Source organism: Ameyamaea chiangmaiensis, from assembly GCF_013376175.1.
GTDB classification, from domain to species: Bacteria; Pseudomonadota; Alphaproteobacteria; order Acetobacterales; family Acetobacteraceae; genus Ameyamaea; species Ameyamaea chiangmaiensis.
In genome coordinates this window covers 1-26,992 of the sequence record NZ_JABXXR010000012.1, presented here as the reverse complement: position 1 = coordinate 26,992, position 26,992 = coordinate 1, and the positions used below count along the sequence as shown (strand labels likewise).

Sequence of the window (26,992 nt, the reverse complement as noted above, 5' to 3'; positions counted from 1 at the left end):
CAAGGATTTCAATTGGATATGCCCATGCGCTTTGGCATGGTGACTTTGTCATGCGGCGAGACAGGGTATCTCTCGATCCACCAATCGCAAGTATCGTTGGTTGTCTTCCCCCGCAACCACCGATACCGACACTCCCGAAGCCTTGGCTCCGGGAGTGTTCGCGTTTTTGGCTCCCTGACCGCGCGAGGCGGCGAAATCCAATAGCGTGCCCAGTTCGCCATGCAGCATGGCGTGCATTTCGCCTCGCCCCTTGCCGGGATGAAGCACGATCTTCTCGATCAGCGCGCGGATGGCCTCGGACGCTTCCTGCCGCTCCTCGGGGTGGTTCAGGGTTTCCGCCAGCCGCTCGACCTTGTGCTTGAAGATCGCCGCGACGTTGGGATGAATGTCCGGTACGTCCTGCGGCTGGGCGGCGAGCAGGGAGACCAGTTCATCCTCGCGGGCTTCCATCTCGCGCATCCGTTCGACCATGCCGCGCGTATAGCCGCCATCCTCGATCACCTGGAGCATCTGTTTCAGCCCCTTGCGCAGCCTGGTCAGTTCCTTCTGCCATCCCGCCGTGCTGGCGCGGCGTTCGTGGTTGGCGCGGTTGGTTTCCTCGACATAGGCGCGCATCGCCTCCGCCGCCGCTTCCGGGGTCATCAGCCGGTCCTTGAGGCCACACAGCACCCGGTCTTCCAGTTCCGGGCGACAGATCGTGGTCCTGTTGGTGCAGGACCGGTTGTCCATGTGGGTGGAACAAGCGAAGCGGTCGCCGCCCCGGATCGAGCAGTGACCGCCGCACACGCCACAGAACACCAACCCCGACAGGAGCGACCTCGGGCGGCGCTGCCCGTTCAGCTTGTTGAGGGAGGCGCGGATACCCGCGCTGATGTTCACGCTCTTCTCCGCGATCAGCGCCTGTCGAGCACGGACGGCCTGCCAGAGATCGTCATCCATGATCCGCAGTTCGGGAACGTCGGTGATGATCCACTCTGATTGCGGGTTCAGCCGCGAGACGCGCTTGCCGGTCTGCGGGTCTTTCAGATAGCGAAGCCGGTTCCAGACGAGGCGTCCGATATAAAGCTCATTGTTCAGAATACCGGTTCCACGCAGGGCGTTGCCGCGCAGCGTGGTGTTGTTCCACTTGCCGCCCGTGGGGCCGGGGATACCTTCGTCGTTCAGACGGCTGGCGATGGAAAGCGCACTGCGCCCGGACGCGAATTCCCGGAAGATGCGGCGGACGATTTCCGCCTGTGCGTCGTCGATCTCGCGGTCGCCCCGGATCAGTTCGCCCCGTCCGTCCATCTGATGCACGACGCGATAGCCGTAGCACAGTCCGCCGCCGGACTTGCCGGCCTCGACCCGGCCACGCAAGCCGCGATGGGTCTTCATGGCGAGGTCCTTGAGGAACAGGGCATTCATCGTGCCTTTGAGGCCGACATGAAGCTCACTGATTTCCCCTTCTGCCAGCGTGACGATCTGCACCCCAGCAAATTGCAGGCGTTTGAACAGGGTGGCGACATCGGCCTGGTCGCGGGACACGCGATCCAGCGCCTCGGCCAGCACGATATCGAACTGCCCGGCCTGGGCGTCACGCAGCAGGGTCTGGATGCCGGGGCGCAGGATCATGCTGGCCCCGGAGATGGCCGCGTCGCGGTAATACTCCACCACCTGCCAGCCCTCGCGCGTGGCGCGTTCTTCACAGAGACGGAACTGGTCCTCGATCGAAGCCGCCCGCTGGCTGTCCGAAGAATAGCGGGCGTAGAGCGCGACACTGGTCATGACGGCCTCCTGACAGGAGAAGGGAAATAACGGGTGATTATTCCTGATGGTAAAGCGAAGAAGAAATCATTTTGTAACGATCACGAGGGTGACAATCAGTCATATCAGCGTACGGCGGCGTTTCAGAAACCGACGAACAGAACATCCAGCGCACGCGTGATGGCGTCATGATGGTGATCGATGGAGCAGACGGGCTTACGGAGTTCGGAGAGCGGAACACTGGCCAGGGCCTGCGTCAGCAGGACATGTGGCGCGCCTTTTATATCAATAACCGGATTCAACTCGCTGATCGGCGGCGGAGCATCAGAAACCGGGATCAGCGGAATGACCATCCGGGTTGCCAGTTTGGACAGGAGTTCCGCCTGAACATCGACCACATACCCCCCGCGACGCTTGCCCGGCATCGGATAGACATCGAGACGCGTCATCAGAACGCCCGATACTCGGCCAGCGGGAGACCGTGCGTTTCAACATGCTCGTTCCATGACTGGATCGCGTCGCCGTTCTCGGCAAGCCAGTTTTCGCGCCTGCGCGCGGCAAGCGCTGTAGCGAGACCTTGCTCGCATGCCTGGGAAATATTGAGACCCAGGGCTCGTGCTTCGGTGAGCAGATGAACCGGCAATGTGACGTTCGTGGCACGGCGAGTATCGATTGAAGGCGGCATCGGATGGCTCCCGTTGATGGGTACATTATGCGCATAAGAAATGCGCATTTCAAGTGGGCGATATATGCTCTTATTGTGTAATTCCGAGATCGGCGCGCATGGCCGTCTTCATGTCGTGGTCGGCTTGCCGACGTCCTTCACGGTCATCGTTCGTTTCGACAATGCGCCTGATCGCGTCCCGTACCTGATGCGGCGCGACTAACTCACATCGCATCTGCCAGTAAGCGAATTGCTTCGATGTTTCATCGGTCCCTTCGACGGCGGCCCGATGATAAGCCTCCAGTAATCCGACATATGCCGTTTGTTTCTCCTGAAACGCGCGTTCTTTCTCTTTCGAGCGTTGGGTCAGCCATGACTGGATCAGGGCAGTGATAATTGAGCCGAGACCGAAGGCCGTCAGCAGGGGAATAAGCTGTGTCATCTAATCCGTTTGATTGTTGGGTCCGTCCTGCACTGGGGCATCGGGAGGAAAATTGTCGTTAGCAATATTGTATAGTCGTCGTTCAAATTCCTCACGAGCAATCTGCCGCCCCAGCAGGCGCGCCAGAACGAGGATCAATGCGTCCGTTCGCGCCTTCATGGCCGGATCTGGAGGAGCGGACTGGACAGTGTCCGTAGGTTTGTTATCGTTGGCCGGAAAATTCGGTCCGGCGTTCGATATGCGGTTTTCGTCCGTCATCGTCCTGCCCTTTCCGTCTGGAGAGGACAGTAGGATCACGCGCTGAAAATCGCCGCGCAACCGGAAAAATCGAGCCATTCCAATGGATTGTCGGCGTGTATCAGTTGCTGCGTACTGGGGCGTAGTCAGGCGTACATGTGGCGGTGTTTTGCTCACAAATTGAGGAATCACAAGTTGGTGAGTGGTTGAATGTGAGCAGGAATCTCCGAGTTGGTAGTGACGATTTCCCGAGAGAATCAGCATAGGGCTGTCGCTGTTTTCCTATATGATTAAGCGTGCAATGGAGGCAGCGCCGGGCTGGTACAGGGTCGGCTGTGGGATTAGCTCGTAGATATCCCGTCGAATCCCGCTCCGGTAGTTGAGCAAGGTGAGAAACACAGCATGTGTGGACCTTTCACTCGATCAACGAAGACACCTATCGATTGACGGAGTTCTCTATATGTTCCAATGAAGTTTTCCGCAGGCCGATAAACTTGGGCGAAAGAGGATTACACTCTGTCTTTAGACAAGTATATTTTGGTCGCCAGCGTTGAGGCATTTACGCGAGTGTCGCTGGAGGAGGTGAAATTTGCCGTTTCTAAGTGACTCTGAGCGCGACGACCTGCGCATCGACCGGATGATCTTCCATGTGGTTGGCCCCGATCTTGAGAATCCGATACTGCTTACTGAGTTTGACCCGCCCATATTTACGGAGTTCTTCCTGAAGCGGATCAAGTCTGCGCTTGGCGGCAACGCTTATTGTTTCAGAGCGGATTCGCCGACGATGGCGACACTGAGGGAAGTAGGCGCGGATGAAGCGAGTTTTGTGGCAGCATCCGAAACACTTGCTGCTGCGTTCCAGCATGAGCATCGACAAAATTCGATTGATGGCGTTTTTTTTCTTTTTCTTCTCAGCACGTTTGGGGGCGCAAGATTGTTCGCTCTCGTGAAGTACGACAACGATCAGGTGCTAAAATACGATATCGCTGATGCCGGAGGCAGACGCATGGCGATTCTTGAAGAGTTTCGGCAGACATTTTCGACTAAGCGGGAATCCCTGCAGAAGATCGCACTCGTACGCCTTGGTGCCGAGGATGGCGAACTCATGGTTCGTGACCGGTCGAAGCCAGACGGGATCTCGGAATATTTTGGTAAGTTTCTCCACGTCAAGCGGGCTGCGACGCCAGCGGAGTTCACGAAGAGGGTCGAACGCATCCTCAAGGATGTGATGAAGAAACACCGTGATGATCTCGATCCTGAAATCAGGAAGGGCGGGGCGCGGCGCATCAATGAGCAACTGCGCGCCACTCGCGAATTCGGCCCCGAAACACAGGAGCAGCTCTTCGATGCTGTCTTTGGCGTGCTTTCCGAGGATTCGCCGGTGCGTAGGACCTATCGTCGGAAATTGGCGACAGCCAAACTTGATGAAGAAACGTTTCAGGTCGATCCCACCGCAATACCGCGTACGCCGCGTCGCCGTATTGAAACGGCAGAAGGCATACAGATCCTGTTCAATGAGGAAGATCGAGGCCGGATCGTTAAGCGTGAACTGGAGACCGGTGATACTGAAATCCTGATTACTACGACGCACGTCACAGTGGACGACGACGATGCTATCGATCTTAGCCGCAGCACTTGATGCCTCCACTGGACTAACGGTCGATGAGATTAATGGCACGCTAACGGCGGTCGGCCGACCAACCCATGCGGTTCTGGTTGCCTGGCGTGAGGTGGCGGTGGCCTGTGCAAGCGACCGGTGCCGTCTTACTTGTCGAGATGAACTCGACGATGTTCACGATTTAAGCACAGCGGATCTAGACGAGCTTGAGGGCACCGACCTGCGTCTTACGCTCGAAATTGCCTGCCCAGAAAATGCGGTTCATGTAGCGACACCAAATGGACTGCGGCGTATCCTCGCTATGTTGGATGACCTTTCATCTGTTTCCGTAGTGCGCATGCTCGGTCTTACTGAGGCAATTCGAACACTTGGCGTCGTTATTGAGCCATGGGAGGACGGTGTCTGGGAGGCCCCACCAAGGGCGGCGGGGCGGAGCCCGAGTCCACGTCGGTTCGCACGGACGATTGTGGGGAGTGCCAGGGCGCCAAGTGACATTGGCTCATATTTGCTTGAGGGGGAGGCTAATCGGGCTGATCGGGCTTTCGTCGTCTGGCGGGGTTTTGCGACCAATGCCGTTCGACGATCTCTCGTGAATGAAATCTACGAGGCTGATGGAATTGTGCGGGTCGTTCTGTCGGGTACGCCGACCCGCCGTCTAGAACTGGGCGAAGCTGATGTAGATGCGGCGTCGTTTGCTGTTCTCCAGAAGGCGGCACGATGGGTGTACGTCGAAGGTCCTGACGCTGAACTTCGTCACACATTGCTCACTAATGAGCTGGCCCGGGAATGGCGCGACGGCGAACCCTTTGCTCTTGGTCTGAGTTGTAGATTGCCGGTCGCCTTAGAGAGCGCCGGGCTCGCCTACCGCGCCTATGTCCAGCAGGGTAGCAAGGATACGATCAAGAGCCTCTCAGATCTGCGCAAGACGCTAGCCGAGGAGATGGGGAAGGTCACGCAGCAGACCCGCGATCTGACTTCCGGACTTTGGCGTGATGTTGCGGTTGCGATCGTGACTATCGCGTTTCGCTACTCAATGGATGCCACCAAGGTCGTGACGGCGAAGCCGGTCTATGCGGTGATCTTCGTGCTGGCTGCCGCTCACATCGTTATCAGCCAGTGGGTGACCGTTCGTAGCAATCGCGCTTTTCTTAAGGTGGCGTCAGACTCTCGGACTCTTTGGCGGCAGAAAGGTTATGCTTACCTTTCTGATGACGAATTCGATGTGCTGGCTGAAACCCCTCTGTCGCAGGCGAGAGCTATTTATAACCGGGTTGAAGCGACGACCAATTGGGTGGCGGGGATCGTTGCTGTGGGATTGGTCGCTTCTGCAGGGTGGGAGATCGGGGTGTGGCAGGTATTGTATCGCCGTCTTATGGAACTCTCCTGCTGATGCCATGCCGCCGCGCATTAAGGACAGACTGGTAGTTACGAACGATGCTAGTTGCCGTCGTTCTTCTGGCCACACTCGTGCTGTCCAAGGAGCGGATTATGGATGAGAAATGGCACGATGACCGACGATCCGTCCGCGCTGATCACGACGGTCGAACTGACGTGGGTCGAGAAGCGGGTGGAACGCTGGCTGCGCTTCGGTCGGCCGGTCGCGGATACGATTCTGGACCGTCAACGGCGCGTGCTCAGCTTCGTGCCTGGCAGCGTGTTCGCCTTCGTTCGCTGGGCCGCCAACGAATACGGAACGGTTGAATCGCACATCGACATCGTGCGCACGGTCGGCTCTGGCGAAGACTACCAGACCATCCCCTGCGTACGGCCTGGCGGTGAGGTGTTGCTGCATCAGGGTTCATGGCGGCGCGTCCAGCATGTGCTCGAAGTGATCGACGCCGTCGAGGCGCAGGACATCGACCCGATAGAGGTCAGTCCTGATTACTGGCGTCACGTGCATCATCGCCTGGAGGCATGGCAACAGCCCGATCCCTATACCAAAGCACGGCATCGGGCATGGCTGCGTCGTCGCGCGTTGCATTGAGTGTGCCTCCCGCGTCTGGCTTATCGACGTTTGCCCGTGCCTTTCCCTTCTCTTTCCGGTCAGCTTTTCCATCCTCCTGTCGCGTTCGTTTTGTGCCGGGACAACGCGGCGCTTGGCGCCGTGAGTGGAAGGCACCGGCTGCGCAGCTGCGTGCATTCTTGTCATCTTTGGGCGTGTTTCAGACGCCATTCCGACGAACGATCCCGGCGTTCAGTGACACGAGTTTTCCTACATCCGGAACACCATACGCAGGAGGTGGATGGCCCGCCTGAATGCATAACGAGCGCAGGTTGACCGATTGGTCATCGTCACCGTGAGCGTCATCACTTTGATAGTTCCCGATGATGTTCGGATGTCGATTCCGATCATGTCCGACGCATGATTTTGACGTGTGTTCGGCACGTCATAAGACGCACCGAAGATAGGTCGCGGCAGCGTTTCGTCGTCCAGTTCGCGTGGTGGCGCGAGGCAATTTGTGGCAGGTTTTGCCAGTCCCCCCGGTCAGGCTGTGGGCGGGTATCAGATTTGAAAAAGCTGAATGTAGAAGACGAAAAGAAGAAAAAATATGAGGGCAAGATTAAAGGAACCGGCACCATAGGTCCGGTTCTCTGGGTTTTTCTTCTGTCTGCACATGGGGTTAGGGAAAGTTCATGTGGCACTCTGGATTTCATGGGTCTGAGCCGTCATTTTTCAGGAGTGAGGGTTTTTCGCCGTTTCTGACGGCACTGTCCCCGGAAAAGCCCGGTTTTCGCGAGGTCTGGCCATGGCGCAGGATGACGACACCGCGTTCCGTCCCAGAGTCGGACGCCTTCGCTCGGAGGGCCGCGCGGCACGCGGTCGCGCCGACTTTCTGGCCGCCGTTCGCACCCAGGTTCGGCGGCAATCGCTGAACCCCGGAAAGAGGGGTGGCAACGGGGCGGGCGGCAGTGGCCGCCGCTTTTCTTCTGAGTCTGGCGCATCCTCGCGTGCGGGGAGCGCGTCGCGTTCCGGTTCCACCCGTGGGGTGGGTCGCGGGCGGGGCGCTTCCTTCGTCCGGGCGCGCGGGATTACCGGCTGGCGGCATCAGGTGTCCGGTGCCCGTCGTGTGACCGTGAAGGCGCGTGTGGTGCGTCAGGCCGGAAAGGGAGGCGGAGCCGCAGCCCATCTGCGCTACATCCAGCGGGATGGCACCTCCCGCGACGGCGAGCGTGGCGTCCTCTATGGTGCGGAGACCGACCGTGCCGATGCGAAAGCTTTCCTCGAACGCGGCGCGGAGGACCGGCATCAGTTCCGCTTCATCGTCTCACCGGAGGACGCCGACCGGATGGACGATCTGACGGACTTCACGCGCGAGCTGATGACGCAGATAGAAGCCGATCTCGGCACACGGCTGGACTGGGTGGCGGTGAATCATTTCAACACCGCGCATCCCCATGTCCATGTCGTGGTCAATGGTCGCGACGACCAGGGCAAAGACCTGGTTATCGATGGCGGCTATATCACCCACGGCCTCCGCGAACGCGCCTCCGAATTCGTGACGCTGGACCTCGGTCCCGTGTCGGAGATCGAGCAGCGCCGCAAGCTGGAAACCGAGATCGACCGCGACCGCTTCACCCGCCTCGACCGTGCCCTGCTGGATCAGGCGCGGGATGGTACAATCGACATGCGCCCCGGCAGCGACATGCCGACCTCCGATCTGATGGATCGGCGGCTGCGCCTGTCACGCCTCGCCAAGCTGGAACGCATGGGGCTGGCCAGTCCGACAGCGCCGGGCCGATGGACGCTCGACGACCGGCTGGAAGAGCGTCTGCGCAATCTGGGCGAGCGGGACGACATCACGAAGCAGATGCACCGCGCCCTGAAAGCGCGCGACAAGGGAACGGCGCCGACGCGCGACCCGGCGCATTTCCGCTTCCATGGCGAGACCCCCGAGAAGCCCGTGACCGGGCAACTGATCGACCGGCACCTGACGGACGAACTCGGGGAGAAACTGTCGCTGGTGGTCGATGGGATCGACGGGCGGATGCATCATCTGCGCGGCTTTGATCATGCCCAGATGGAGGACATCCCTAGTGGCGCGATCGTGGAAATCGCGGCGGCCCCGGTCCCCGACAAGCCGCGCCCATCAGACCGGGCGATCCTCGCCCAGACCGAGGACGGGATCTATCGCCCTTCCGCCCATCTGGAGCGGATGCAGCTCGATCGCTGGAGCGTCAAAGGCACGCCGGAAGACCTGATCAAAGGCCATGTCCGCCGTCTGGAGGCGCTGCGGAGAGCCGGGGTTGTCGAACGGCTGGACGCAGACCGCTGGCGCATCCCCGAGGACTTCCAGCAGAAGGTCATCGCCTATGACGCCGCCCGTGCGCCGAAGGCGACGGTGCGGCTGCTGTCGGCCTTCGATCTGGAGGCGCAGATCGGCTCCGATGGCGCGACCTGGCTCGACCGGCGTCTGGTGGCCGGGGTAAGCCGCGAGGGCGACCGGGTGGAAGCCGGGTTCGGGAGCGAGGTCGGCGACGCCCTGGCCAGACGGCAAAAGGCCCTGATCCAGCGTGGGGACGCCAGCCTCACCCCGGAGGGCATGGTGCGCTACCGCAAGAACCTGCTGGCGACGCTGGAAGGGCGGCAGGTGGAACGGGTCGGGCAGGCCATGGCCGGGAAGCGGGGGAAGCTGTGGCGTCCGCTTGATCGCTTCGAGACGATCCAGGGCACGATGAAAGGCCCGATCGATCTGGCCAGCGGGCGCTTCGCGGTGCTGGAGAGCGGGCATGAATTCTCGCTGGTGCCCTGGCGTCCGGAGATCGGCAGACAGCGCCAGAAGGAGATGGCGATCTCCATGGACGAGCATGGCGGCATCTCGTGGGAACTGGGTCGGGGCAGGGGGCTTGGCCTGTAGCGGGAAACCACCACGAGTCGTTCCGGAACTCTGACAAAGACTGACAAAAGCCGCCAATTTTACGCCAGGCTACGCCTTTGTACTATGACGATCCAACAATGACTTGCGCCGGGAAAATTTCAGCGCACTCTGTCATCGGACCTCCAGATCGGGAACGCGGCGATGACCAGACGGCAGCGGATGAACGTGTATTTCGAGCCGGGCCTGCTGAAGCAGGTCGAGGCGTTGGCCGAGCGCCGGAAAGTGTCGAAATCGGCGGTGATCGAGGCGGCGGTGCTGTCGCTGGTGTCCGGCGATGACGATGGACGCCGTGACGCCGCCCTGTCCAAGCGTCTGGACCGGCTTGGACGTCGGATCGACGATGTGGACGAGGCCATCACCGTGCTGGGCGAGGCGTTCGCGCTCTATACCCGTGCCTGGATGAGGCATCAGCTTCCCATTCCGGCGAACGAGAACGAAGCCGCAAAAGATCGGGCAGCGGATATGTATGCCCGGTTCAATGAGGTGCTCGTCCGGCGGCTGGCGAGGGGGCAGCGGTTCCTTAATGAGCGGGTGCGCGATATTGCAGGGCGGAAGGATGTGGGTGAAAGCAGTTAAATCGGGGCGTAACGGTAATAAATAATTTGAATTGTGAGGGTGGAGGTAAAATTATGGTCTCTCTATCAACAACCGAGTCAAATTTTCTAACGATAATTTGTAATTGTATTAATAAATGACTCTTCTATCTCTCTATGTATTTAATGAAACGCGTATAATTTCTCTTTTGCGTGCAACTCTCCATCGTTGCGTTCGCTAGCATGAAGGTGCTGATCCGCGATGTGCGAGCAGGAGGTAGAAGCATGGCAGCACGATCAGCGTGAATAAGGTTCCGATGGCAAGACCGCCCGCTAGGACGAGGCCCATAACGAAGCGTGAGGCGGCGCCAGCTCCGGACGCTGCGAGCAGCGGCACCACGCCGAGGATCATGGCCGCAGTCGTCATCAGGATCGGCCGCAGGCGCACAAGAGCCGCATGCTCAATCGCCGCGCGTCTGGACATCCCTTGCTCCCGCCGTTCGTTGGCGACCTCGACCATGAGGATGCCATGCTTGCTGATAAGGCCAGCAAGCGTCACGAGGCCGATTTCACTGTAGAGATTGACGGATGCGCCTCTCATCCCCAGCCAGAGCAGAAGCAATGCCCCAGCCACGGACATGGGCACAGTAACGAGAATGATGAGCGCATCGCGAAAACTGCCGAACTGGGCGGCGAGAGCGAGGAAGATAATCAGAATTCCGAAGCCGAAGCTCGGCAGGAAGGAGCCGCGCTCGGTGAGGTAGTCGCGGAGCGATCCCGTTGTGTCCGTTGCGTAGCCGCCCGGTAGCCGCGAATTGGCAAGAGACGCGAGCCATGAATAGGCCCGATCAACGGAAACGCCGGGAGCCGGCACGGCCTGAAGCGTCGTGGCATTGAGCTGCTGGAAATGCGCGATCTGTTCGGGCACGACCTGATGCGTCAGATGCGCGACCGAGGATAGCGGGATCGGAATGGCAGGTCCGCTTTGCGGATGTGTATAGGCGATCGGATAGTCGAGGATCTGCTCGGCGTTCAGGCGCTGCCCGCGCGTGACGAGCGGCATGACGCGATACGACCGCTGGTCTCGGCTGAAATAATTCACATAACTTCCGCCGAGCAGCCAGTTCAGGCTGTTGCCGACATCCGATACGTTCAGACCGAGTTCCGCGAGCTTCGACCGATCCAGGACGAGCGTCGTCTGGGGCTGGTCAATGAGCAGGTCGTTGTCGATATAGGCGAACAGCCCGCTCTTCTTCGCCTCCGTCACGATCGTTTTGCTGATGGCTGCGAGCTCGTCAGCTGAACCCGCCCCCTTGATGACGAACTGGATCGGCATTCCCGCGCCGCCCGGGAGGGAGGGGAGTTGGAAGACACCATATTGCAGACCCGTGACGTCATTCAGCTTTCCCTGGAGAACCTGCTGGATGTCCACGTCAGAGCGGCTTCTCTTGCGCCAGTCTCGAAGCACGACGCCGCCCTGCTCGATGCGCGGTGCATCCAGAAGCCAAAAATCCTCCATCTCCGGGATGCCTTTGAGGGCATCGAGCACCGGAGGCGCGTATTTCGCGACATAATCAAGGGTCGTCGCGGGTGGTCCCTGTCCGGCGACGACGACGATTCCCTGATCCTCGGCCGGGGCAAGCTCATGGGTCGCACCGCGGTAGAACATCACGGACGCTCCGAGAACCACGCAGGCCAACACGATTCCGGCGGGCCAGAACCGGAGGACGATCCGCAGCATCTTTGCGTAGACGCGGTGCATAATGGTAAGTCCCAGATCGCTGAACTTCACCCAACGCGGAGCGGTCGCGTCATGCGGACGCAACAGCGTCGCGCACATCATGGGCGACAACACGAGCGCCAGAACCGCCGAGACCGTCACGCTCGCCGCCAGGGTGAAGGCGAATTCGGTGAACAGCGCGCCGGTCAGCCCCTTCTGCAAGCCGATCGGCACATAGGCTGCGACGAGGACGATCGTCATTGCGATAATAGGCCGCCCCAGTTCCCGGGCCGCTTTCAACGCGGCTTCCATGGGTTTCTCGCCAATGGCCAGATGTCGGTTGACGTTCTCCACGACGATGATCGCGTCATCCACCACCAGTCCAGTGGCCAGCACAAGAGCGAGCAGGGTCAGGGAATTGATCGAGAAGCCCATGAACCCCATAAGCGCGACGGTTCCGACGAGCGAGAGCGGGATGGTGACGAGCGGGATGAGAACCGACCGGAACGAGCCGAGGAAAAGGAAGATCACCCCGGTCACGATGGCGATTGCCTCCAGCAGCGTCAGGATTACCTCGTGCAGGGATGCCCGCACAAAATCCGAGAGGTCGAAAATCACCCTGGTCCGGATGTTCGGGGGAAGGCGCGCGGAGATGTGGGAGAGCACGTCATGCAGCCGGTCGCAGGTTGCAATCAGGTTTGCCCCGGGGGCGAGGGTAACGCGGATGAACGCGCCGCTCCCGAGTGGGTTCGTGATGCGCACTTCCGTCATCTCTGGGCCGTACTCGACCTTCGCGACATCACCCAGCCTTATGAGCGCAGAACCCCGCTGCGCAACGACAAGCTGCCTGAACTGTTCCTCGGTATGCAGGCTGCTGGTGACGGCGAGATCAACCGACATCATGCCGCCGAGCGTCTGTCCGATACCGGTCACATAGTCATTCTGGGCCAACGCGGTCGCCACGTCGTTCGCTGTCAGGCCATATCCCGCAAGACGCCTGGCATCGAACCAGACGCGCAGTGCCATATTGGCCTGCGTCATATCCGTCGCCTGAAGCACGCCAGGGACGGACTGGAGTTGCGGCAGCACCACCCGCGCCGTGTAATCGGCCACCTGTTCAAGACGCAGCGACTTGCTGGAAACCGCGATATACATCGCGGACCCTTCATTGTTCGACATCGTGATGACAGGCTGCTGCGTTCCCGCCGGAAACTTGTTGGCGATGGCGGAGACATACGCCTGTACCTGCGCGATGGCGGGTTTCGGATCCTCGTTAAGCTTGAGATGCAGCGTGACGGTGCTGACGCTCGTCTCGCTCGTGGAGGAGACGTAATCCACGCCGTCCGTCGCCGCCACTGCGCTCTCGATCGGTGTCGTGATGAATCCCGCGACCGTGCCCGCATCCGCTCCGTAATAGATCGTCACGACCTGAATAGTGGCGCTCACCGTGCTCGGGAAGCTCTGGACGGGCAAGCCGAAGACGGTCCTCAATCCTGCGACGAGGATAATGATACAGAGGACGATCGACAGGACCGGCCGGCGAATGAAGAGATCGGTCATAGACATGGAGCGCTCACTCCTCAGGCGGGGCGGGTGTGGCGCTCGAATCAGGTTCGATCGCATTGTTTTCTTGGATCAGCGCACCCTCGTAGAGCTTCATCTGTCCAGACGTGACGATCTTCTCGCCGCTCTTGAGCCCCGAGACCACTTCGACCAGATCACCCCGGCTCTGCCCGGTCCTGATCCCCTGCTGATGCGCGTGCAAGGCGTTACTTTTGGCGTCGCGGACGGCCAGCCAGATGCTGTTCCCCGATGTGGCGTACTGAACGGCCACGCGCGGGACGACGACGGTGGCCTTCGCTGTGTCATAGCTGGTCGTGACCCGTGCAAACGCGCCTGGCACCAGGGCGTGGTCAGGATTGGCGAGCTGGGCCCGCACGAGAACTGTGCGGCTCTGTGCATCCACCTGCGGAGTAATGGCCGTCACCACACCTGCGAACGCCCGACCGGGCCACGCATCGACCTGTACCGACACGGTATTTCCGTTCGCAATATGCGGCGACAGATTCTGGGGCACATAGAAATCGACATAAATCGGGTCCAGGGATTGCAACGTAACAACGGCCGTCCCCGGCACCAGATATCGTCCGGGATCGATGCGGCGGACACCAAGACGGCCCGCAAAAGGCGCACGCAATTCCTTCGTTGCGATGATGCCCTCTTCGGAACGCACATGCGCCCGGTCCGCCTCCATCGTCAGTCGGTCCCTGTCAACGATCGCCTTGCTAACGGCGCTAACCTGAAACTGCTTCGTGTCACGGTTGAAATTGATCTCGTCCAGCGCGGCCTGCGCGCGGTACTGGTCTAATAGACCGGGCTCGTCGTTCAGTTGCAGCCGCGCCAGCACGGTGCCTTTCTGAACATCCTCCCCCGAATGAAACATGATCTCGGAGACGATACCGGCGGTCTGGAAGGACAAATCCGTTCCCCAGCGCGCTCTCAGATTGCCGACAGCCTCGATTTGCGGCTGCCAGTGCCCGATCGTGACCGTGGCTGTCGAGACCGATTGCGCCGCGTCCTGCGCCCGTGCGGCGTAACATCCGTTGATGGCGGCGACGAGCATCGCAAACGCGATGGAGCGGAAGCGGGAGGTTTGGATCATGACTTGCTCCAGGGCATCAGGGACTCGAAGACTCCAGGAGGGGGTGGTGGAACGTCCTGACGGTTCCACCATCCCCCACCGAGGGCGACGAGCAGGGCGCTGGTGTCGCTCAACCGTGCGGCCCTTGCCTGCACGAGGGTAATCGCCGCCTGCTGGTAAATGATTTCGCTGCTAAGGACGGTGAGATAGGACACGCCGCCCAACCGGTACTGTTTCCGTGCCAGATCAAGCGCCCGTGCAGCAGCCTGCTCAGTGAGCAGGTTCGCGGAGAGCTGGCGGCTGTCATTCTGGATTTGCATCAGCGCATTCGCGACGTCCTGGAACGCGCCCACCACCGTGCTCTGCCATTGGGCGGCATAGTCCCGCATCGTGGCGACGGCCGCGCGCTGCTGGTGAAGCAGATTGCCGCCCTCGAAGATCGGCATGGTGACCTGCGTTGCCAGCGTTGCCAGTCCGTTGCCGGGGGTCATTAATTGCCCGGCACGGGCCGCTTGGGAGCCGAGGTCACCCGTCAGCGTGAACTGTGGCAACCGGTTCGCGATTGCCACGCCGACCGCCGCCGTTGCAGCGTGAAGATTGCCGTCTGCCTGCCGGATGTCCGGACGATTCTTGAGAAGATCAGATGGGAGCGCGATCGGAACCTCAGTGGGCAAGGTAAGATTGGAGAGATCGAAAGGCGGCAGCGCGGTATCCGCCGGGAGCGCCCCGAGATAGGCCGCCATAGCGTTCCGCGCCTGTGCCAGGCTGTTTTCCAGTTGCGGCAGTTCCGCCTCCTGCTGCGCCAGCTGCGCTTCCTGAAGGGCAACTTCCGTGCCATTTGCGCCGCCAAGGGTGAATTGCTGCCGCAACATCGTCAGGTAATCGCGCTCAATGACGATCAGCCGCTTCTGCACCTCAATCTGACTGCGCAGGGACGCTTCGTTGATCGCGGTCGCGACCACGTTCCCGGTCAGCGTCAGCAGTACGGCCTCGAAATAGGCACGCTGGTAATCGGACTGGGCCTCCTGTTGCTCAATCAGTCGTCTCGTCTTGCCCCAGACGTCGAAATTATAGCTCAATCCCAGATGAGCATCATAATAGCCGTAGCTCATGCTGGTATTCGGCTGGCCACTTGGCGCGAACGGGAAGTTTCCGCGTGTCCTGCCAAAGGTGCCGCCGACAGCCGGCAGCAGGCCGCTATATTGCGCGAGTGTCAGTTCTTGCGCGTTGCGAAGCGCCTGCCGGGCAGATTCAAGGTTGGGGTTATTTCGGATCGCCAGCGCGACAAGACGGGTCAGAGGCTCGGAACGATAGAGCGCCCACCAGTCACCCGGGATATCCTGCCCTATATTGAGATGCTGGGAGGCTCCGTGGGCGACCGGAGCCGATACTGTCCTCTCGGGCAGGGTCGATTCCGTATAACGGTTCGGCAGTGAGCGCGTGGGAACTTTGTAATTCGGTCCTACGGCGCAACCACTCATGCTCAGCGTGACGATAGCGCCACAAGTCAGCACACGGCATGACCAGAGCACACGGAAAGCCTGGAGGCGCGACGCTCGGCTGGCGCTCCTGCATTTCGTTTCCATATCGGAATTATACCTTCGTATCTCGGGCGTTCGCGCGACAGCGCGTCATATCGACCCGACCAGGCAGGTTCAGGGAGGAGGTAGATTAACTCGCGTGGCGAAGTTCGAAGTCGGTTTCCTCATCCGGCACATATTCCAGAATATCGCCCGGTTGGCATTGAAGGTGCTTGCAGATCGCTTCAAGGGTCGAGAACTTGATCCCCTTGATCTTGCCGGACTTGATGGAGGAAAGGTTCGCTTCTGTGATACCGACAGCCCGAGCGAGTGCGTTGGACCTCACCTTTCGTTTTACGAGCATAAGGTCGAGGTGAAGGATGATCGGCATCAGATATAATCCTTCTGCTCTTCTTGAATTCTATTTCCGATTTTCATCACATACGTTACCGCAAGGAGAATAATGCCAAGAACAAGAGCGTCTATCTGCTGCATGTCCCATGAGAAAATTTCAGGGAACAGGCCAAGAAGATACATGAGAGGATGTGTGACGAGGCTGATACACGAATATGCGAGAACGGAGCAGGAAATATTGCGTATTTCTCTCGTCGTGGCGAAGGTGAAGACCTCGCCCTTGGCATAGAGATTGAACAGGCGGTACAGGAACGTCAGAACAAGAAGTCCCGGAAGAAAGCGCAAGACCAGGAGGCATGCTCCAAGACTGGTCGCCCACATCGAGAGCTGGCTCGCGGGAATGAAATCCTGACTTGTCATGCCAGCAGCGGGCGCGCCGATCATGCCCATAAATGTCAGGCGGTGATTGACGATGCCAGCCACGACATACGCCCCGCTCCGGAGCGCAAGCGCCGCAGAACCAACTGCGACCAGTGTGCCGCTTACAGCCAGTGAGCCGAAGAACAAGGCCCTGAGCGACCGTGCATAGCTCGCAAGCCGCCGCTCTGCTTCCTGCACCGGCGGGGAAGGAAGCGGCTCATCATCTTCGGGTCTCGCAAACGGCAGAACTGTCATCAATCGCACTCCGTGATGCCAATAAATGTTCCTGTATCACGATCAGATATTATCGTGCAACAATAAATATTAGGACGATCAACTGCCTTGCGAAACGCATGGGTAATGGCGACCCGAGAGTGTTTCCCAGTTCATGGTGTCGCTGGATATCCTCACAGGAAATGTTGAATGGCAGTGCGTATGGAACACACACTGCCGCCAATGCCGAAAAGAACCGTATTATCTATTGCAAAAGAATAAAGTGCATTGCCCACACGATAATTCGCTCAATTTTGTAGGTTGGGCAGTATGCGAACCGACACATATGCATTGTGTGTTTGATCTAAAGTCGAGGTTCAAATGGCCACTTCTAATGCATGTTGGTATCGGCCAGACCGTGCCCCCGCAACCATCTGAACTTGCGAATGATCATTCGCCATATTTCGCCGGGATCGTAGTGTGCGGTTCCCCGCAACCATCTGAAATTGCGATGCGAACGCATCACGAACCCCAGCCCGGAAACGGCCTGGGGTTTTCGTTTGTCCGGTGCCTGACGCAACCGTCAGGATGCCGGCGAGATCGCCCCGGACGTCGATCTGTAGCCCCTTGTCGGATGGCGTCAGGATGATCGCCTCGATCAGCGAGCGGATCACCTCGGCCGCCTCCTGACGCTTTTCGTCCAGCTCGGAATGCAGCATATCGTGCAGCCGCGCGAGCTGCTGGTGATAGAACTCCGCCATCTGTGGATGGAGTAGGGGAGGGGGCGCCTCGGCGGTGGCGAGGAACTCCTTGAGTTCGGTCTTGCGGGCTTCGAGCTTCGATCCGCGCTCCTTGACCGTCTCGATCGAGATCGCTTCGGAAAGATAGAGATCCATCAGCCGCTGGATGTCGCGCTCGACCCGCTTCAGTTCGGATTCCGCTGCGCCGATGTCGGCCGACGCCTCTATGCGCAGCCGGTTCATCTCGGTGGTGAACGCCGTGCAGAACTCGGCGAACAGGTCGGGATTCATGAGATGGTGGCGCAGGGCATCGAGCACGCGCCGCTCCAGCTCCTCGCGGCGCATGTTGGTCCGGTTGTCGCAGGTGCCTTTGTTGCGGGCTGTCGAGCAGCCGAGCAAAGTGCCGGAGATCATGGAATAGCCGCCACCACAGCAGCCGCATTTGCTCAGGCCGGAGAACAGGTAGCGAGGGCGGCGTTTCTCGCGGAAATGATCGGGCGATGACGTGTCACGCGTATCGCGGCTGGCGCTGACGCTGGCCTGCCGTGCCTTGACCGCGTCCCACAATTCCTGATCGACGATCCGTAGCTCCGGCACCTCCTGGATGACCCATTCGGAGTCCGGATTGGGGCGGGCCTGGCGTTTGCCGGTATCGGGATCCTTGATGAAGCGCTGCCGGTTCCACACCAGCCTGCCCAAGTACATCTCATTATTGAGGATGCCGGTGCCGCGTAGCCGGTTGCCATTGATGGTGGAGAAGCCCCAGGCCCCGCTGCCTGGTGCCGGGATGCCCTCGTCGTTGAGGCGGAAGGCGATCGCGCGCGGTCCCAGTCCGGCCGCGAAGTCGCGGAAGATGCGACGGACTACGTTGGCTTCCGCTGGATTGATGGTGCGGTCGCCCCGGATCGGCTCCCCATTGGCGTCGAGCCTGCGCACGACATCATAGCCGTAGGCATTGCCGCCGCCGGACTTGCCCTGTTCGACCCGGCCTCGCAGGCCGCGATGCGTCTTCTCGGCCAGGTCTTTCAGAAACAGGGCGTTCATCGTGCCCTTGAGGCCGACATGCAGATGAGACACCTCGCCCTCGGAAAGAGTGACGATCCGCACACCGGCATAGTTCATGCGCTTGAAGACGCCGGCGATGTCCTCCTGGTCGCGGGACAGGCGGTCCATCGCCTCGGCCAGCACGATCTGGAACCGTCCACGCTGCGCATCGGCGATCAGCGCCTGGATGCCAGGTCGCATCAAGGATGCGCCCGAGATGGCGTGGTCGGTATATTCCTCTACGACGGTCCAGCCCTGTTTTTCCACGTGGGTACGGCAGACGCGAAGCTGGTCGGCGATCGAGGCGTCGCGCTGGTTGTCGGAGGAATAGCGGGCGTAGAGCGCGACCTTCATGACGGAACATCCCTTACGGTCCGGAGCGGCGACGCTGCTCCTGTTGCTGCAACCGGAACCAGTCCCGTGCCGCACGACGGGCGATGAGGCGGACCAGGGCCAACAGGCGCGGGTCGGGGGCATTGGGGCTCAGGATGAGCCGCAACTCGGGCTCTGGCGGCCGATATGCTGGGGCAATGGACTGGCTGGGTCTGTCCGTCATCGTTGCTCTCTTCCGACCGTATGGCAAGGAAAACAGACACACGATCCGGACAGATGACTGTTATTTCAATGGAAAACGGTAATATGGAGCGTCGTGCCCGCGCGTGTGCCAGCGTACGGAATCGTAGTTATGGGGAGTCCCGGATACAGGTGCGTCGCACAATTACTTGCGTATGACGCTGGCTCGAGTGGGGAAGGCGGAGTGTGAAAGACGCGGCAGCGCCATCTTTCTAGAAGGGCGGATTAGCGACCATATCATCCCCCCTGAACGTGGCAGGCCTATAATATCTGTAGATCAGTGGGCAATGACGTTGCTGGATAGGTCTGGTCTAACCAAGTTCTAACTGCATCTGCCGAAGATAAGCCGCGTTTAGAAATAAGGAGTTCGGCTAAGTCCCCACCAGAACATATAACAATCGGATGCTCGTCTTCGACGATTTCTTTATACGGCTGATCGCCAAGATAGCTCGTCGTTATTAACATCCCGAATTGCCTGTGGCGTAGTCGCGAAATCAAACGTGACATCACATCAACTCCCAATCCAGACGACGGCCTGTAGCACTTCGCTTCCATAGCAAAGTCTACGGTCACGCAGTTTTGCGACTGTCCGATACGATATTTGCCTACGGCGTCACGTCCGCCGTCTCGGCTGGCACGAGTCACGTCGATGCTGACGACGTTTGGATCCATTAGGCGAGTGATGTCCGCCGCAAAATGCTCGAACGCGTGTGGGCGAGTGCTGAAGTGAGCGTGAACTGCCTCAGCGATCTCGCGTTGGCGCTGATCGCCGAGTTGCTGCGCTTTTGATCGAACGCGTGTCACCCGTTCGGCGCGTAGCGCTGTTGCTTTTCCCGTCGCGATCCATTGTCGCCATACAGCCGGGCATGACGCTCCGAGCGCTTCCCCCCTCTGAAGTTCAGTGATCCAGGCCCGTGGGACGACGTCTAATTTCAGGATGGTAAAGACGGCCCGGTAGTTTTGGAAGCGTTGACCATCGACGCTCTTCCAAACGGCGACGAGATCATTGGAGGGGTCAAGGTGGGCTGCGCCAGGAACGGCGAGGCCCTTGAAAACCGCGTCGCGTCCCTCGCCTTTGGCGAATACCAAAAAAGGCGGAACCTTGATTCGACCCTCGCGACCAGCGTGCGCCAGCTCGAAGGACTGCCGAAGGATTTGATTGCCGCCGCGGCCTGCCTTCCGATCGTGAAGTTCGTAACCGGGTTTCCGATTGTCGCCGTAGTAAACAAACACGCCATTCTCTTCATCCAAGGCGTCCGGCCAATTCGGCTCGGCCAGGGTGCTGTAAAGCACAACTAGCTTCGGGGCTTTATTCGGGCCGCAATACCGGAAACCTCCCTGATTGCCAGTCCCTGTCAACGGAGCTAATGGCTCGCCGGCGACATTTTTTACTGTGCGATTGCTCTCGTAAGTGGCATCAATGACGAGATCGCAGGAGGTCAGGTCGGCAAATGGATAACGCTTCTTCATGACCTGAGAATATGCCTCATAGAAAGTTCATGAGACAAGCGTAGCCAGAACACGCCGTGTGAAGCTGTATCGTACTGCTGGACGCATCGACTAGAAACAACGAAGGGAGTGCGCTGCGGTCGTAGTGACCCTACACACAAAGACCGCTAACCGCAAAGGTGCCAGCGTCTTGCTATCCGTGTGGGCCGCCGTCGATCCGTGCGCGTCAGACGCCATCACCGACTAAGTCAGTAAACGGATCGCTGCCGGGGGGTTGGCTCATGGGATAAAATGGGACAATTTGTCGACATCCAGCGATAGATTATTTCCACGATAATCCATCGTGACAAGGCTTATTTTTTGGCATACGCGGACTTTGTTCGCCCTCCAATGGAACTTTCAGGAAGTCAATGTCGTTCATTAGACCGATTTCGCCCCGGCCGCTGAAGAGCGCCAATTCTGCTTTGGAAGCTTATGTCTGCTGGTCGCGGATGCAATCCGAAGCAGGGCAGTCTCTCGACGCTATCATCGACCGTAAAGAGCGGGAGCGGCAGGCCGGACAGGGACTGTTCCTCTGGGGGGTAGGTAATGCCCCCGCGACCGCAATTCGCAAGCTGGCGCTCATGGGCATGCCGATCCCGATCGTTTTCTCTACCATGAAGTCCAAGCCTAAGGCGGTCGATATGGCTCCAAGCCGTACTGTGGTGTGGCGCCGATATGTCGATGAGAATGGGATTGAGCGTCTATTGCCAAAATCGGCTCTTGTCACGAGCCGAGGCGAAAGTGCGAAAGGGGCGAAAAAGAGGCATTATGCTCTGATGTGCTACTCGGATACGCCGTTGAGACTTATCCGGGGCGTTCCGTTCGATCCTGGCGCCTTTCGAAACGTGAGTGGAGTAGGCGCGCCCATAGGCGCATCCCAGGTGACCGCGCTGCTCAGGCAAGTTGCTGAACCAAACCAGTCACCCGCTTATGAGGCGAATGTCGTTGCGTGGCTGACTGGTGGCTACTGGGTTCGCTTGTCCGATCCCCGTGAGCTCGACTCTAAGGCAATTGCAAATATCGCCTCGTTCAACGGGAGTACGGATGAATGGCTGGAACTAGTCTCTCGCGTGCGAGGTTCAACAACGCGCACCGTTCGCAGAAAGGCCGAGGCGCTGCTTCTTTGACGTGCTTGGACAACGCCAGTTCACTGTGCTAGGCGGGATATAATTCAACGTATTGGGAGATAGCTTGGATCCTGACACCGCCAAATTGAGACGCGGCCTGCGCGCAGCTGGTCTGAGTGATCAGGTTATCCAGGCGGCATGGCCGTCTTGGTGGAGCGACGAATTAGCTAATGACGCCTCTGGCCGAGCCGAACTGCGGTTTGCTTTGGCACGTCGATTAGGCGTTTCTCCTAGAGGGCTTTTGGGAGAACGCGTAGAATTTGTTTGGAATGACGAAGCAAAGTTCAAGAATCTCTCCGCCGAGGACGAGGCGCATCAGGCAGCACTAACCAGTTTCGGAATGACCATCGGGCGACTGCTCGTACGCGCCACTCCGCGAAATGGCAGTCTTGATGGACTTGACGCCTTCGTTATTCGGGAAGCGATTCTTGCCGGTCAGCAATATGTCGATCTAGGGGGACTACTCGCGCTCTGCTGGGGTGTCGGCATTCCAGTCATCCATCTGCGCGTGTTTCCGCTCGAAGCAAAATCCATGCATGCCATGGTGGTGAAGGTAGACGAACGCTACGCTATTCTTCTTGGACGCGATGCTCGCTATCCCGCGCCGATCGCCTTCACCCTCGCCCATGAGCTTGGTCACATCATCCTGAACCACCTCATCGGCGCTCCGGCACTCGTCGATCTCAAGGATCCTGCGACCGTCACGCATCCGGATGACCAGGAAAAGGAAGCTGATACGTTCGCGCTTTCACTCCTGACAGGTCAACCAGATCCCTATATTACCGCTAGCACCACCGACTTCAACGCGCCTACGCTTGCAGCTGCCGTGCTGCGGGTCGGGCCACAACAAGGTATTGATCCTGCAATGCTCGCCCTATGTCTCGCTCATCGGACAGGGGCCTGGCCGCAAGCTATGTCGGCCTTAAAGTTCATATATCAGCGGCAGGGAGGGCCGATTTGGCGCGATATCAACGCCCAAGCCATAACCCAACTGGAATGGGGAGAAATTGGGCAGGATAGCGCCGAATACCTCCGTAAAGTAATGGGTACCGATGTCTGAACGCGTCCTGCTTGACAACGACGTAATCCTCAAATCGTGCGCTTACAGGTGTCACGGAGAACTGGTGGCACTCACCACCATTGACGATGTTGCACCCTCTCTACTTAGCATCGCCCGCTTTACGCTTCGCTCACGGTTAAGCAGAAACTGTCACCTCACAGATCCGGAAGCCGCTGTCGACGCGCTTGAAGAGTTGTTGGCGCATGTACAACTGCTAGAGCCCACGGCTGACGAGATTGAAATGGCGGCTGAGTTGGAGGAGTTGGCTGCGAATAAGGCGCTCGAATTCGACATGGGTGAGAGTCAATTGGTGGCCATTTTGCTGAAGCGCGGCTGTCCTCTTCTCATCACTGGCGACAAGCGAGCGATCATTGCCATGGCCGAGATTGGCCTTGTCGACGCCGAAGGAAAGCTTGCCTGCGTGGAGCAGTTGTTCGCTTACATCCTCGACACGATCCCGCATATGGATGTTCGGAGACGCATCTGTGCGGAAGCTACGGCAGACAAAGCTCTTACAGCATGCTTCGCCTGTGCGACCTCTATAGTAACAGCCAAAGATATTGTCGCCGGATTGGACAGCTATACTAACGATCTTCGCAGGCGAAGCGGTGCGATGTTAGTCACCGGTCTTAGGGCGAAAATTCCGTAGAAATACCGCGTAAGGATCGGCCATCGTAGCCACGAGATGAATCGGACGTTCGCATTTGGTCACGTCGTTCAGCAGCTCGGCTTTATCCATTACGGTTAGGCAGGCCTTGTCGACGCGACCATTGACATAGCGAGCGCCGAGGCGCCCGGTACTTGGTCCGACCGGCACCATCGTCTGCTGCAGCGGCAACGTCAATGAAACCGCTCGGAGATCGCGAATCACCAGTGCATAGCGCGAACCGCGCACTTCGATTGCCTCGGGGATCGTCTGCCAATTTATCCCGTCGGAAGAAGACTCCGCCGCACAGAGCGGTTCAGCAAAATGGTTAGAAACCATTTCTTCCATGACGAGATGGATCGGCTCACGCCGCGCTGCATAGGTACGCGCGAATGGCTGCACCATGGAGGTCGGGTGGCAAGTGTTTCCGCCGTAACCCCACATGGTGTGACCGACCTTGTCGATTTCTTTGCGTTTCCGGGCAATGATATCTGCCAAGCTCTCTTGCGCGTGCGTTCCCACCTTCATGAAAAGAAGGCCGGCGCCGGGATGGATGATCTCGTTCACTCCGGTTTCTCCAGTAGATCAAATTTATATTCTTCCTGCGGCGCCATGCCATAGTCAGGCTTCTTGCATTCACGTACATAACGCACCCGAGGCCCTTTTGACTGACCATAGAAGTGCTGTAGCCGCTCCCGATCGATTACCGCCTCGCTCGGCACCGCTTTAGTCACATTACCAGGAAGAGCGCTCACATAGAGATTGCAGGACTTCAGGTCTGGAGCATCATCGAGATGATAGCCGTGCAGCTTCCGCTGCATTTTCGAGACATAGAAGCCTCTGCTGGATGCGTAGGCCTGGACATTACCAAGTACTTCCTTGGGCCAAGGCAGCTCATCGTCATCTGCAATGACGATCATGCCATCGCCGTCGTATCGTATAGCTTCGATACCGCGCTGGACGAACACGTTGACACTCTCGCCTTTGTTCGATGCACCCCATGGGGGGTTGGTATAGAAGCAATCGTATTTGGTGCTGTCGGGGAATACATCCAGACAGTTGTAGAGTACCGCATCAAGATTCTCGAGTCGCTCGCGATCAGCAAACCGTTTGACGGCCTGCACCGTCCGCTCGTCAAAATCGTAGACCGTGATCTTTGTCGGGCCGAAATCAAGTACTCCACGTGCTTTCAGATAGGCGACGCATACGCTGACTGCGTCGCCATCACCGATGAACGCAAGGCGCTTCCCGTTGGCCCAATCCGCCACAATCTCACTCTGTAAGACCATGTCGCCTGTTTTCATATGAATTTGATCAAATTCGCGGAGCGGACGCGGCCGATTTTGCACGACATCGGACACGGCATTGACCGCCTCTCTTAGGTCAACCTGCCGCATTACGGAACTCCTCTTGCTCAGCATGATTTCTATTTTTTAGGCGCCGGGCAAGCCGATCGACGAGTTTCTCTTGATCAACGTTAGTATCGAACATATAGACTGGGCATCCGGACACAATCCCGTACGTGCAGGCGACCGAAGCCTGTGAGGCGTTGTGAATCCGGGCCTCTTCCAGGGAAATCATTGGACGTCCCGCCGCGTTCCTGGCTATCCGCTCGCTGGTGATCTCGGGTTCTACGTAGAATAGCCAGATTTCGTCTGGTGCCAGCTGTCGGAAGCGTTCGGCTGAGAAGGCTGTGACCCGGAATCCATACTCTTCCTTCGTTACCGAATGACTGTCGACGACGCTATGACCAGTCTGGCGGTTGTGTCTCATCCACGCTAGCAACTGATCGTCCAGCGCGTTGATGTCAGCTGGTGTGGCCATCCCAGCTGACAGAGAACGAAGTTCGTCCTGGTTAGTAAGTGCCGCACCACGCTCCTGAAGGAAACTCGTGAGTCGAGCGCCATATTCCCATACATTCAGCTCAGGAATCCGCTCCTTCAGCATCGCCATCGTCGAGCTTTTCCCGGACGCGGGCGCGCCGGTCACATAGATTGCTTTGAAAGCAGTCATAGCTCCCCCGATTGCTGTTCTCCCCAAAAGAGCAGCACATGCAGGCTGCCTCGGCTTTACAAAGTGGTCAAGATAGGGGGATTTATCTAATGTGCCCTATTGGACATCACGATTAGTCCATTTGAAGATTTTTTAGAAGTATTCTGCCAGCCTCGAGGTCTTTCCATGGCACATGCGACATTTGTCCGAAGTCTCAGATATCGCTAGATTAATACATGCCAACCATTGAGTTTGAAGCCAGGATTCTAATAACCGAGATGAGGGTGCGAACAGGGTCAAAGCGTTTATGGGCCGCCGAACATGTATGCAATTAATAGAGGGTAGATATTCCAGGAGGACTGACCAAATTTTGCAATCAACGGTAAAACGTGACGTATATGATGAGATCTATTCGTCGTTGGTTGTTTGCCGAAATGCCGCTAATTTTTGATCATTTGCTCAGATGGTTCTAGGCTTACGTCCAGCTGAAATTGTTCGTCACCGCGTTTTCGACCACGAAGGACAGGCTCTATAGTGTGTGCCGATGACGGTGGTGCCGATCTTGATGCGGGTGGTCTTCGCACCCGCTGCGGCCATCGGCGGGAAGGGCGAAGTAAGCTGCTGTGAGAAGTGATGGATGCGGAAATAGGCCCCTTCCGCGCTAAGTTCCTTGGCTGCAACGGTGAGATCGGTGGGTTGGAGAAAGCCAGTTTTTTATTTCGAAACTTGATCTGTATAACAGCCTATATTTTGACACTTCTATCCAGCCGGGACGAGGTGCAGGTAGAGGTTTTCCGGAGTAAGGCAGTTTCGGCTGTTCGGTAGTCCCGATTATGAACAAACCGTCGATCCCAAGAGGCTAATGGCTCCGCCCTCGCGCCGGCAAGGATATGCGCCTGAGGCGCCGTCCGGGCCGGTATCCCCAATCTTCCTGCGCTGTGCTCCGTGCAGATTGGGCGATCCCCCTCCGGCCCGGCCGTCCTTGCCGTTGCTACCCCGCTGCTCGCCGCGAGGCAGAGGAACAGCGGGGGCTGTTCCTCGCGGAACAAAGGGCAAAGACCATGACCGGCAAAACCACCACGGCAACCGATTTCCGCAACACCATCCGCAACGGTGACAGCGTGCAGCTTATGCGCGCGCTTCCTCGCAATGCGGTGGATTTCATCCTGACCGACCCGCCTTATCTGGTGAACTACACGGGCAGGGACGGGCGGAAAGTTCGCAACGACGACAATGCGCGCTGGCTCCGGCCGGCCTTCAACCAGATGCACCGTGTGCTGAAATGGGGCGGGTTCGCCGTTTCGTTCTATGGCTGGAACCGTATCGACCTCTTCGCC

The 26,992-nt window shown here is 58.6% G+C and carries 26 protein-coding genes and 1 pseudogene; 10 read left to right on the top strand and 17 right to left on the bottom strand.

Features of this window, described 5'->3' with window-relative positions; translation table 11 throughout:
- Positions 1-48 precede the first annotated feature (48 nt).
- The 5 genes from HUK82_RS03345 to HUK82_RS03325 all read right to left on the bottom strand — a co-directional run bounded on the left by HUK82_RS03345 (position 49) and on the right by HUK82_RS03325 (position 3,107).
- A complete protein-coding gene (locus HUK82_RS03345) occupies positions 49-1,764 on the bottom strand; it encodes a recombinase family protein (RefSeq protein ID WP_176612591.1) in 1,716 nt (571 codons plus the stop codon).
- A gap of 122 nt (positions 1,765-1,886) precedes the next feature.
- Complete coding sequence (locus tag HUK82_RS03340) at positions 1,887-2,192, bottom strand: CcdB family protein (protein WP_176612590.1); 306 nt, start codon at positions 2,190-2,192, stop codon at positions 1,887-1,889.
- Positions 2,192-2,428, bottom strand: coding sequence for a type II toxin-antitoxin system CcdA family antitoxin (locus HUK82_RS03335; RefSeq protein WP_173578155.1), 237 nt, complete (start codon positions 2,426-2,428; stop codon positions 2,192-2,194). Before HUK82_RS03335 ends, HUK82_RS03340 begins: the two co-directional genes overlap by 1 nt.
- Before the next feature lie 70 nt (positions 2,429-2,498).
- Complete coding sequence (locus HUK82_RS03330) at positions 2,499-2,849, bottom strand: hypothetical protein (protein WP_173578156.1); 351 nt, start codon at positions 2,847-2,849, stop codon at positions 2,499-2,501.
- The gene (locus tag HUK82_RS03325) at positions 2,850-3,107 is read right to left on the bottom strand and encodes a hypothetical protein (protein WP_176612575.1); all 258 of its coding nucleotides are present in this window, start codon (positions 3,105-3,107) and stop codon (positions 2,850-2,852) included.
- A gap of 568 nt (positions 3,108-3,675) precedes the next feature.
- Between HUK82_RS03325 and HUK82_RS03320 the strand changes: the two genes are divergently transcribed.
- The 6 genes from HUK82_RS03320 to HUK82_RS03295 all read left to right on the top strand — a co-directional run bounded on the left by HUK82_RS03320 (position 3,676) and on the right by HUK82_RS03295 (position 10,157).
- Positions 3,676-4,725, top strand: a complete 1,050-nt coding sequence (locus tag HUK82_RS03320; RefSeq protein WP_176612589.1) for a nucleoid-associated protein — start codon at positions 3,676-3,678, stop codon at positions 4,723-4,725.
- A 568-nt stretch (positions 4,726-5,293) separates the two neighbouring features.
- On the top strand, positions 5,294-6,094 hold the full coding sequence (locus HUK82_RS03315) for a hypothetical protein (RefSeq protein ID WP_176612588.1): 801 nt from the start codon (positions 5,294-5,296) through the stop codon (positions 6,092-6,094).
- Between the two features lie 117 nt (positions 6,095-6,211).
- Positions 6,212-6,688, top strand: coding sequence for a DUF2840 domain-containing protein (locus HUK82_RS03310; RefSeq protein WP_176612605.1), 477 nt, complete (start codon positions 6,212-6,214; stop codon positions 6,686-6,688).
- A gap of 525 nt (positions 6,689-7,213) precedes the next feature.
- Entirely contained in the window at positions 7,214-7,408 is a 195-nt protein-coding gene (locus HUK82_RS03305) for a hypothetical protein (RefSeq protein ID WP_218061503.1), read from the top strand.
- 43 nt (positions 7,409-7,451) lie between these two features.
- Positions 7,452-9,560, top strand: a complete 2,109-nt coding sequence (locus HUK82_RS03300) for a relaxase/mobilization nuclease domain-containing protein (RefSeq protein WP_176612587.1) — start codon at positions 7,452-7,454, stop codon at positions 9,558-9,560.
- A gap of 162 nt (positions 9,561-9,722) precedes the next feature.
- Positions 9,723-10,157 carry a ribbon-helix-helix domain-containing protein gene (locus HUK82_RS03295; RefSeq protein WP_176612586.1) on the top strand — a complete coding sequence of 145 codons (435 nt, stop codon included), beginning with the start codon at positions 9,723-9,725 and terminating at the stop codon, positions 10,155-10,157.
- 195 nt (positions 10,158-10,352) lie between these two features.
- Here the strand turns inward: HUK82_RS03295 and HUK82_RS03290 are convergent, their stop codons facing one another.
- The 8 genes from HUK82_RS03290 to HUK82_RS03255 all read right to left on the bottom strand — a co-directional run bounded on the left by HUK82_RS03290 (position 10,353) and on the right by HUK82_RS03255 (position 20,809).
- Positions 10,353-13,400: an efflux RND transporter permease subunit gene (locus HUK82_RS03290; RefSeq protein WP_176612585.1), complete on the bottom strand. Its 3,048-nt coding sequence runs from the start codon at positions 13,398-13,400 to the stop codon at positions 10,353-10,355.
- A gap of 7 nt (positions 13,401-13,407) precedes the next feature.
- A complete protein-coding gene (locus tag HUK82_RS03285; protein WP_176612584.1) occupies positions 13,408-14,496 on the bottom strand; it encodes an efflux RND transporter periplasmic adaptor subunit in 1,089 nt (362 codons plus the stop codon).
- The gene (locus tag HUK82_RS03280; RefSeq protein ID WP_176612583.1) at positions 14,493-16,061 is read right to left on the bottom strand and encodes an efflux transporter outer membrane subunit; all 1,569 of its coding nucleotides are present in this window, start codon (positions 16,059-16,061) and stop codon (positions 14,493-14,495) included. The genes HUK82_RS03285 and HUK82_RS03280 overlap by 4 nt, the downstream gene beginning before the upstream one ends.
- An 85-nt stretch (positions 16,062-16,146) precedes the next feature.
- Positions 16,147-16,386, bottom strand: a complete 240-nt coding sequence (locus tag HUK82_RS03275; protein ID WP_061504741.1) for a helix-turn-helix domain-containing protein — start codon at positions 16,384-16,386, stop codon at positions 16,147-16,149.
- Positions 16,386-17,024 carry a DUF2975 domain-containing protein gene (locus HUK82_RS03270; RefSeq protein ID WP_061504742.1) on the bottom strand — a complete coding sequence of 213 codons (639 nt, stop codon included), beginning with the start codon at positions 17,022-17,024 and terminating at the stop codon, positions 16,386-16,388. Before HUK82_RS03270 ends, HUK82_RS03275 begins: the two co-directional genes overlap by 1 nt.
- A gap of 335 nt (positions 17,025-17,359) precedes the next feature.
- Positions 17,360-19,120 carry a recombinase family protein gene (locus HUK82_RS03265; RefSeq protein ID WP_176612582.1) on the bottom strand — a complete coding sequence of 587 codons (1,761 nt, stop codon included), beginning with the start codon at positions 19,118-19,120 and terminating at the stop codon, positions 17,360-17,362.
- Positions 19,121-19,133: 13 nt separating this feature from the next.
- A complete protein-coding gene (locus tag HUK82_RS03260; RefSeq protein WP_176612581.1) occupies positions 19,134-19,322 on the bottom strand; it encodes a hypothetical protein in 189 nt (62 codons plus the stop codon).
- A 278-nt stretch (positions 19,323-19,600) separates the two neighbouring features.
- A complete protein-coding gene (locus HUK82_RS03255; RefSeq protein ID WP_176612580.1) occupies positions 19,601-20,809 on the bottom strand; it encodes a restriction endonuclease in 1,209 nt (402 codons plus the stop codon).
- Positions 20,810-21,198: 389 nt separating this feature from the next.
- Here HUK82_RS03255 and HUK82_RS03250 point away from each other — a divergent pair, with 389 nt between their 5' ends.
- The 3 genes from HUK82_RS03250 to HUK82_RS03240 all read left to right on the top strand — a co-directional run bounded on the left by HUK82_RS03250 (position 21,199) and on the right by HUK82_RS03240 (position 23,666).
- A complete protein-coding gene (locus tag HUK82_RS03250) occupies positions 21,199-21,957 on the top strand; it encodes a hypothetical protein (RefSeq protein WP_099183003.1) in 759 nt (252 codons plus the stop codon).
- A gap of 64 nt (positions 21,958-22,021) precedes the next feature.
- Positions 22,022-23,017: an ImmA/IrrE family metallo-endopeptidase gene (locus HUK82_RS03245; RefSeq protein ID WP_212648185.1), complete on the top strand. Its 996-nt coding sequence runs from the start codon at positions 22,022-22,024 to the stop codon at positions 23,015-23,017.
- A gap of 64 nt (positions 23,018-23,081) precedes the next feature.
- Complete coding sequence (locus tag HUK82_RS03240; protein WP_176612579.1) at positions 23,082-23,666, top strand: hypothetical protein; 585 nt, start codon at positions 23,082-23,084, stop codon at positions 23,664-23,666.
- Here HUK82_RS03240 and HUK82_RS03235 read toward each other — a convergent pair.
- From HUK82_RS03235 to HUK82_RS17665, 4 genes and pseudogenes are all read right to left on the bottom strand, one after another.
- Positions 23,634-24,230: a hypothetical protein gene (locus HUK82_RS03235; RefSeq protein WP_176612578.1), complete on the bottom strand. Its 597-nt coding sequence runs from the start codon at positions 24,228-24,230 to the stop codon at positions 23,634-23,636. The genes HUK82_RS03240 and HUK82_RS03235 overlap by 33 nt on opposite strands.
- Positions 24,227-25,060 carry a bis-aminopropyl spermidine synthase family protein gene (locus tag HUK82_RS03230; RefSeq protein WP_176612577.1) on the bottom strand — a complete coding sequence of 278 codons (834 nt, stop codon included), beginning with the start codon at positions 25,058-25,060 and terminating at the stop codon, positions 24,227-24,229. Before HUK82_RS03230 ends, HUK82_RS03235 begins: the two co-directional genes overlap by 4 nt.
- Positions 25,047-25,676, bottom strand: a complete 630-nt coding sequence (locus HUK82_RS03225; protein WP_176612576.1) for an ATP-binding protein — start codon at positions 25,674-25,676, stop codon at positions 25,047-25,049. The genes HUK82_RS03230 and HUK82_RS03225 overlap by 14 nt, the downstream gene beginning before the upstream one ends.
- Positions 25,677-26,153: 477 nt before the next feature.
- Positions 26,154-26,333: pseudogene (locus tag HUK82_RS17665) on the bottom strand (hypothetical protein); the annotation flags it as partial.
- 383 nt (positions 26,334-26,716) lie between these two features.
- Here HUK82_RS17665 and HUK82_RS03220 point away from each other — a divergent pair.
- Positions 26,717-26,992, top strand: a 276-nt coding sequence (locus HUK82_RS03220; RefSeq protein WP_394367480.1) for a DNA methyltransferase, incomplete at its 3' end; no start/stop codon positions are given.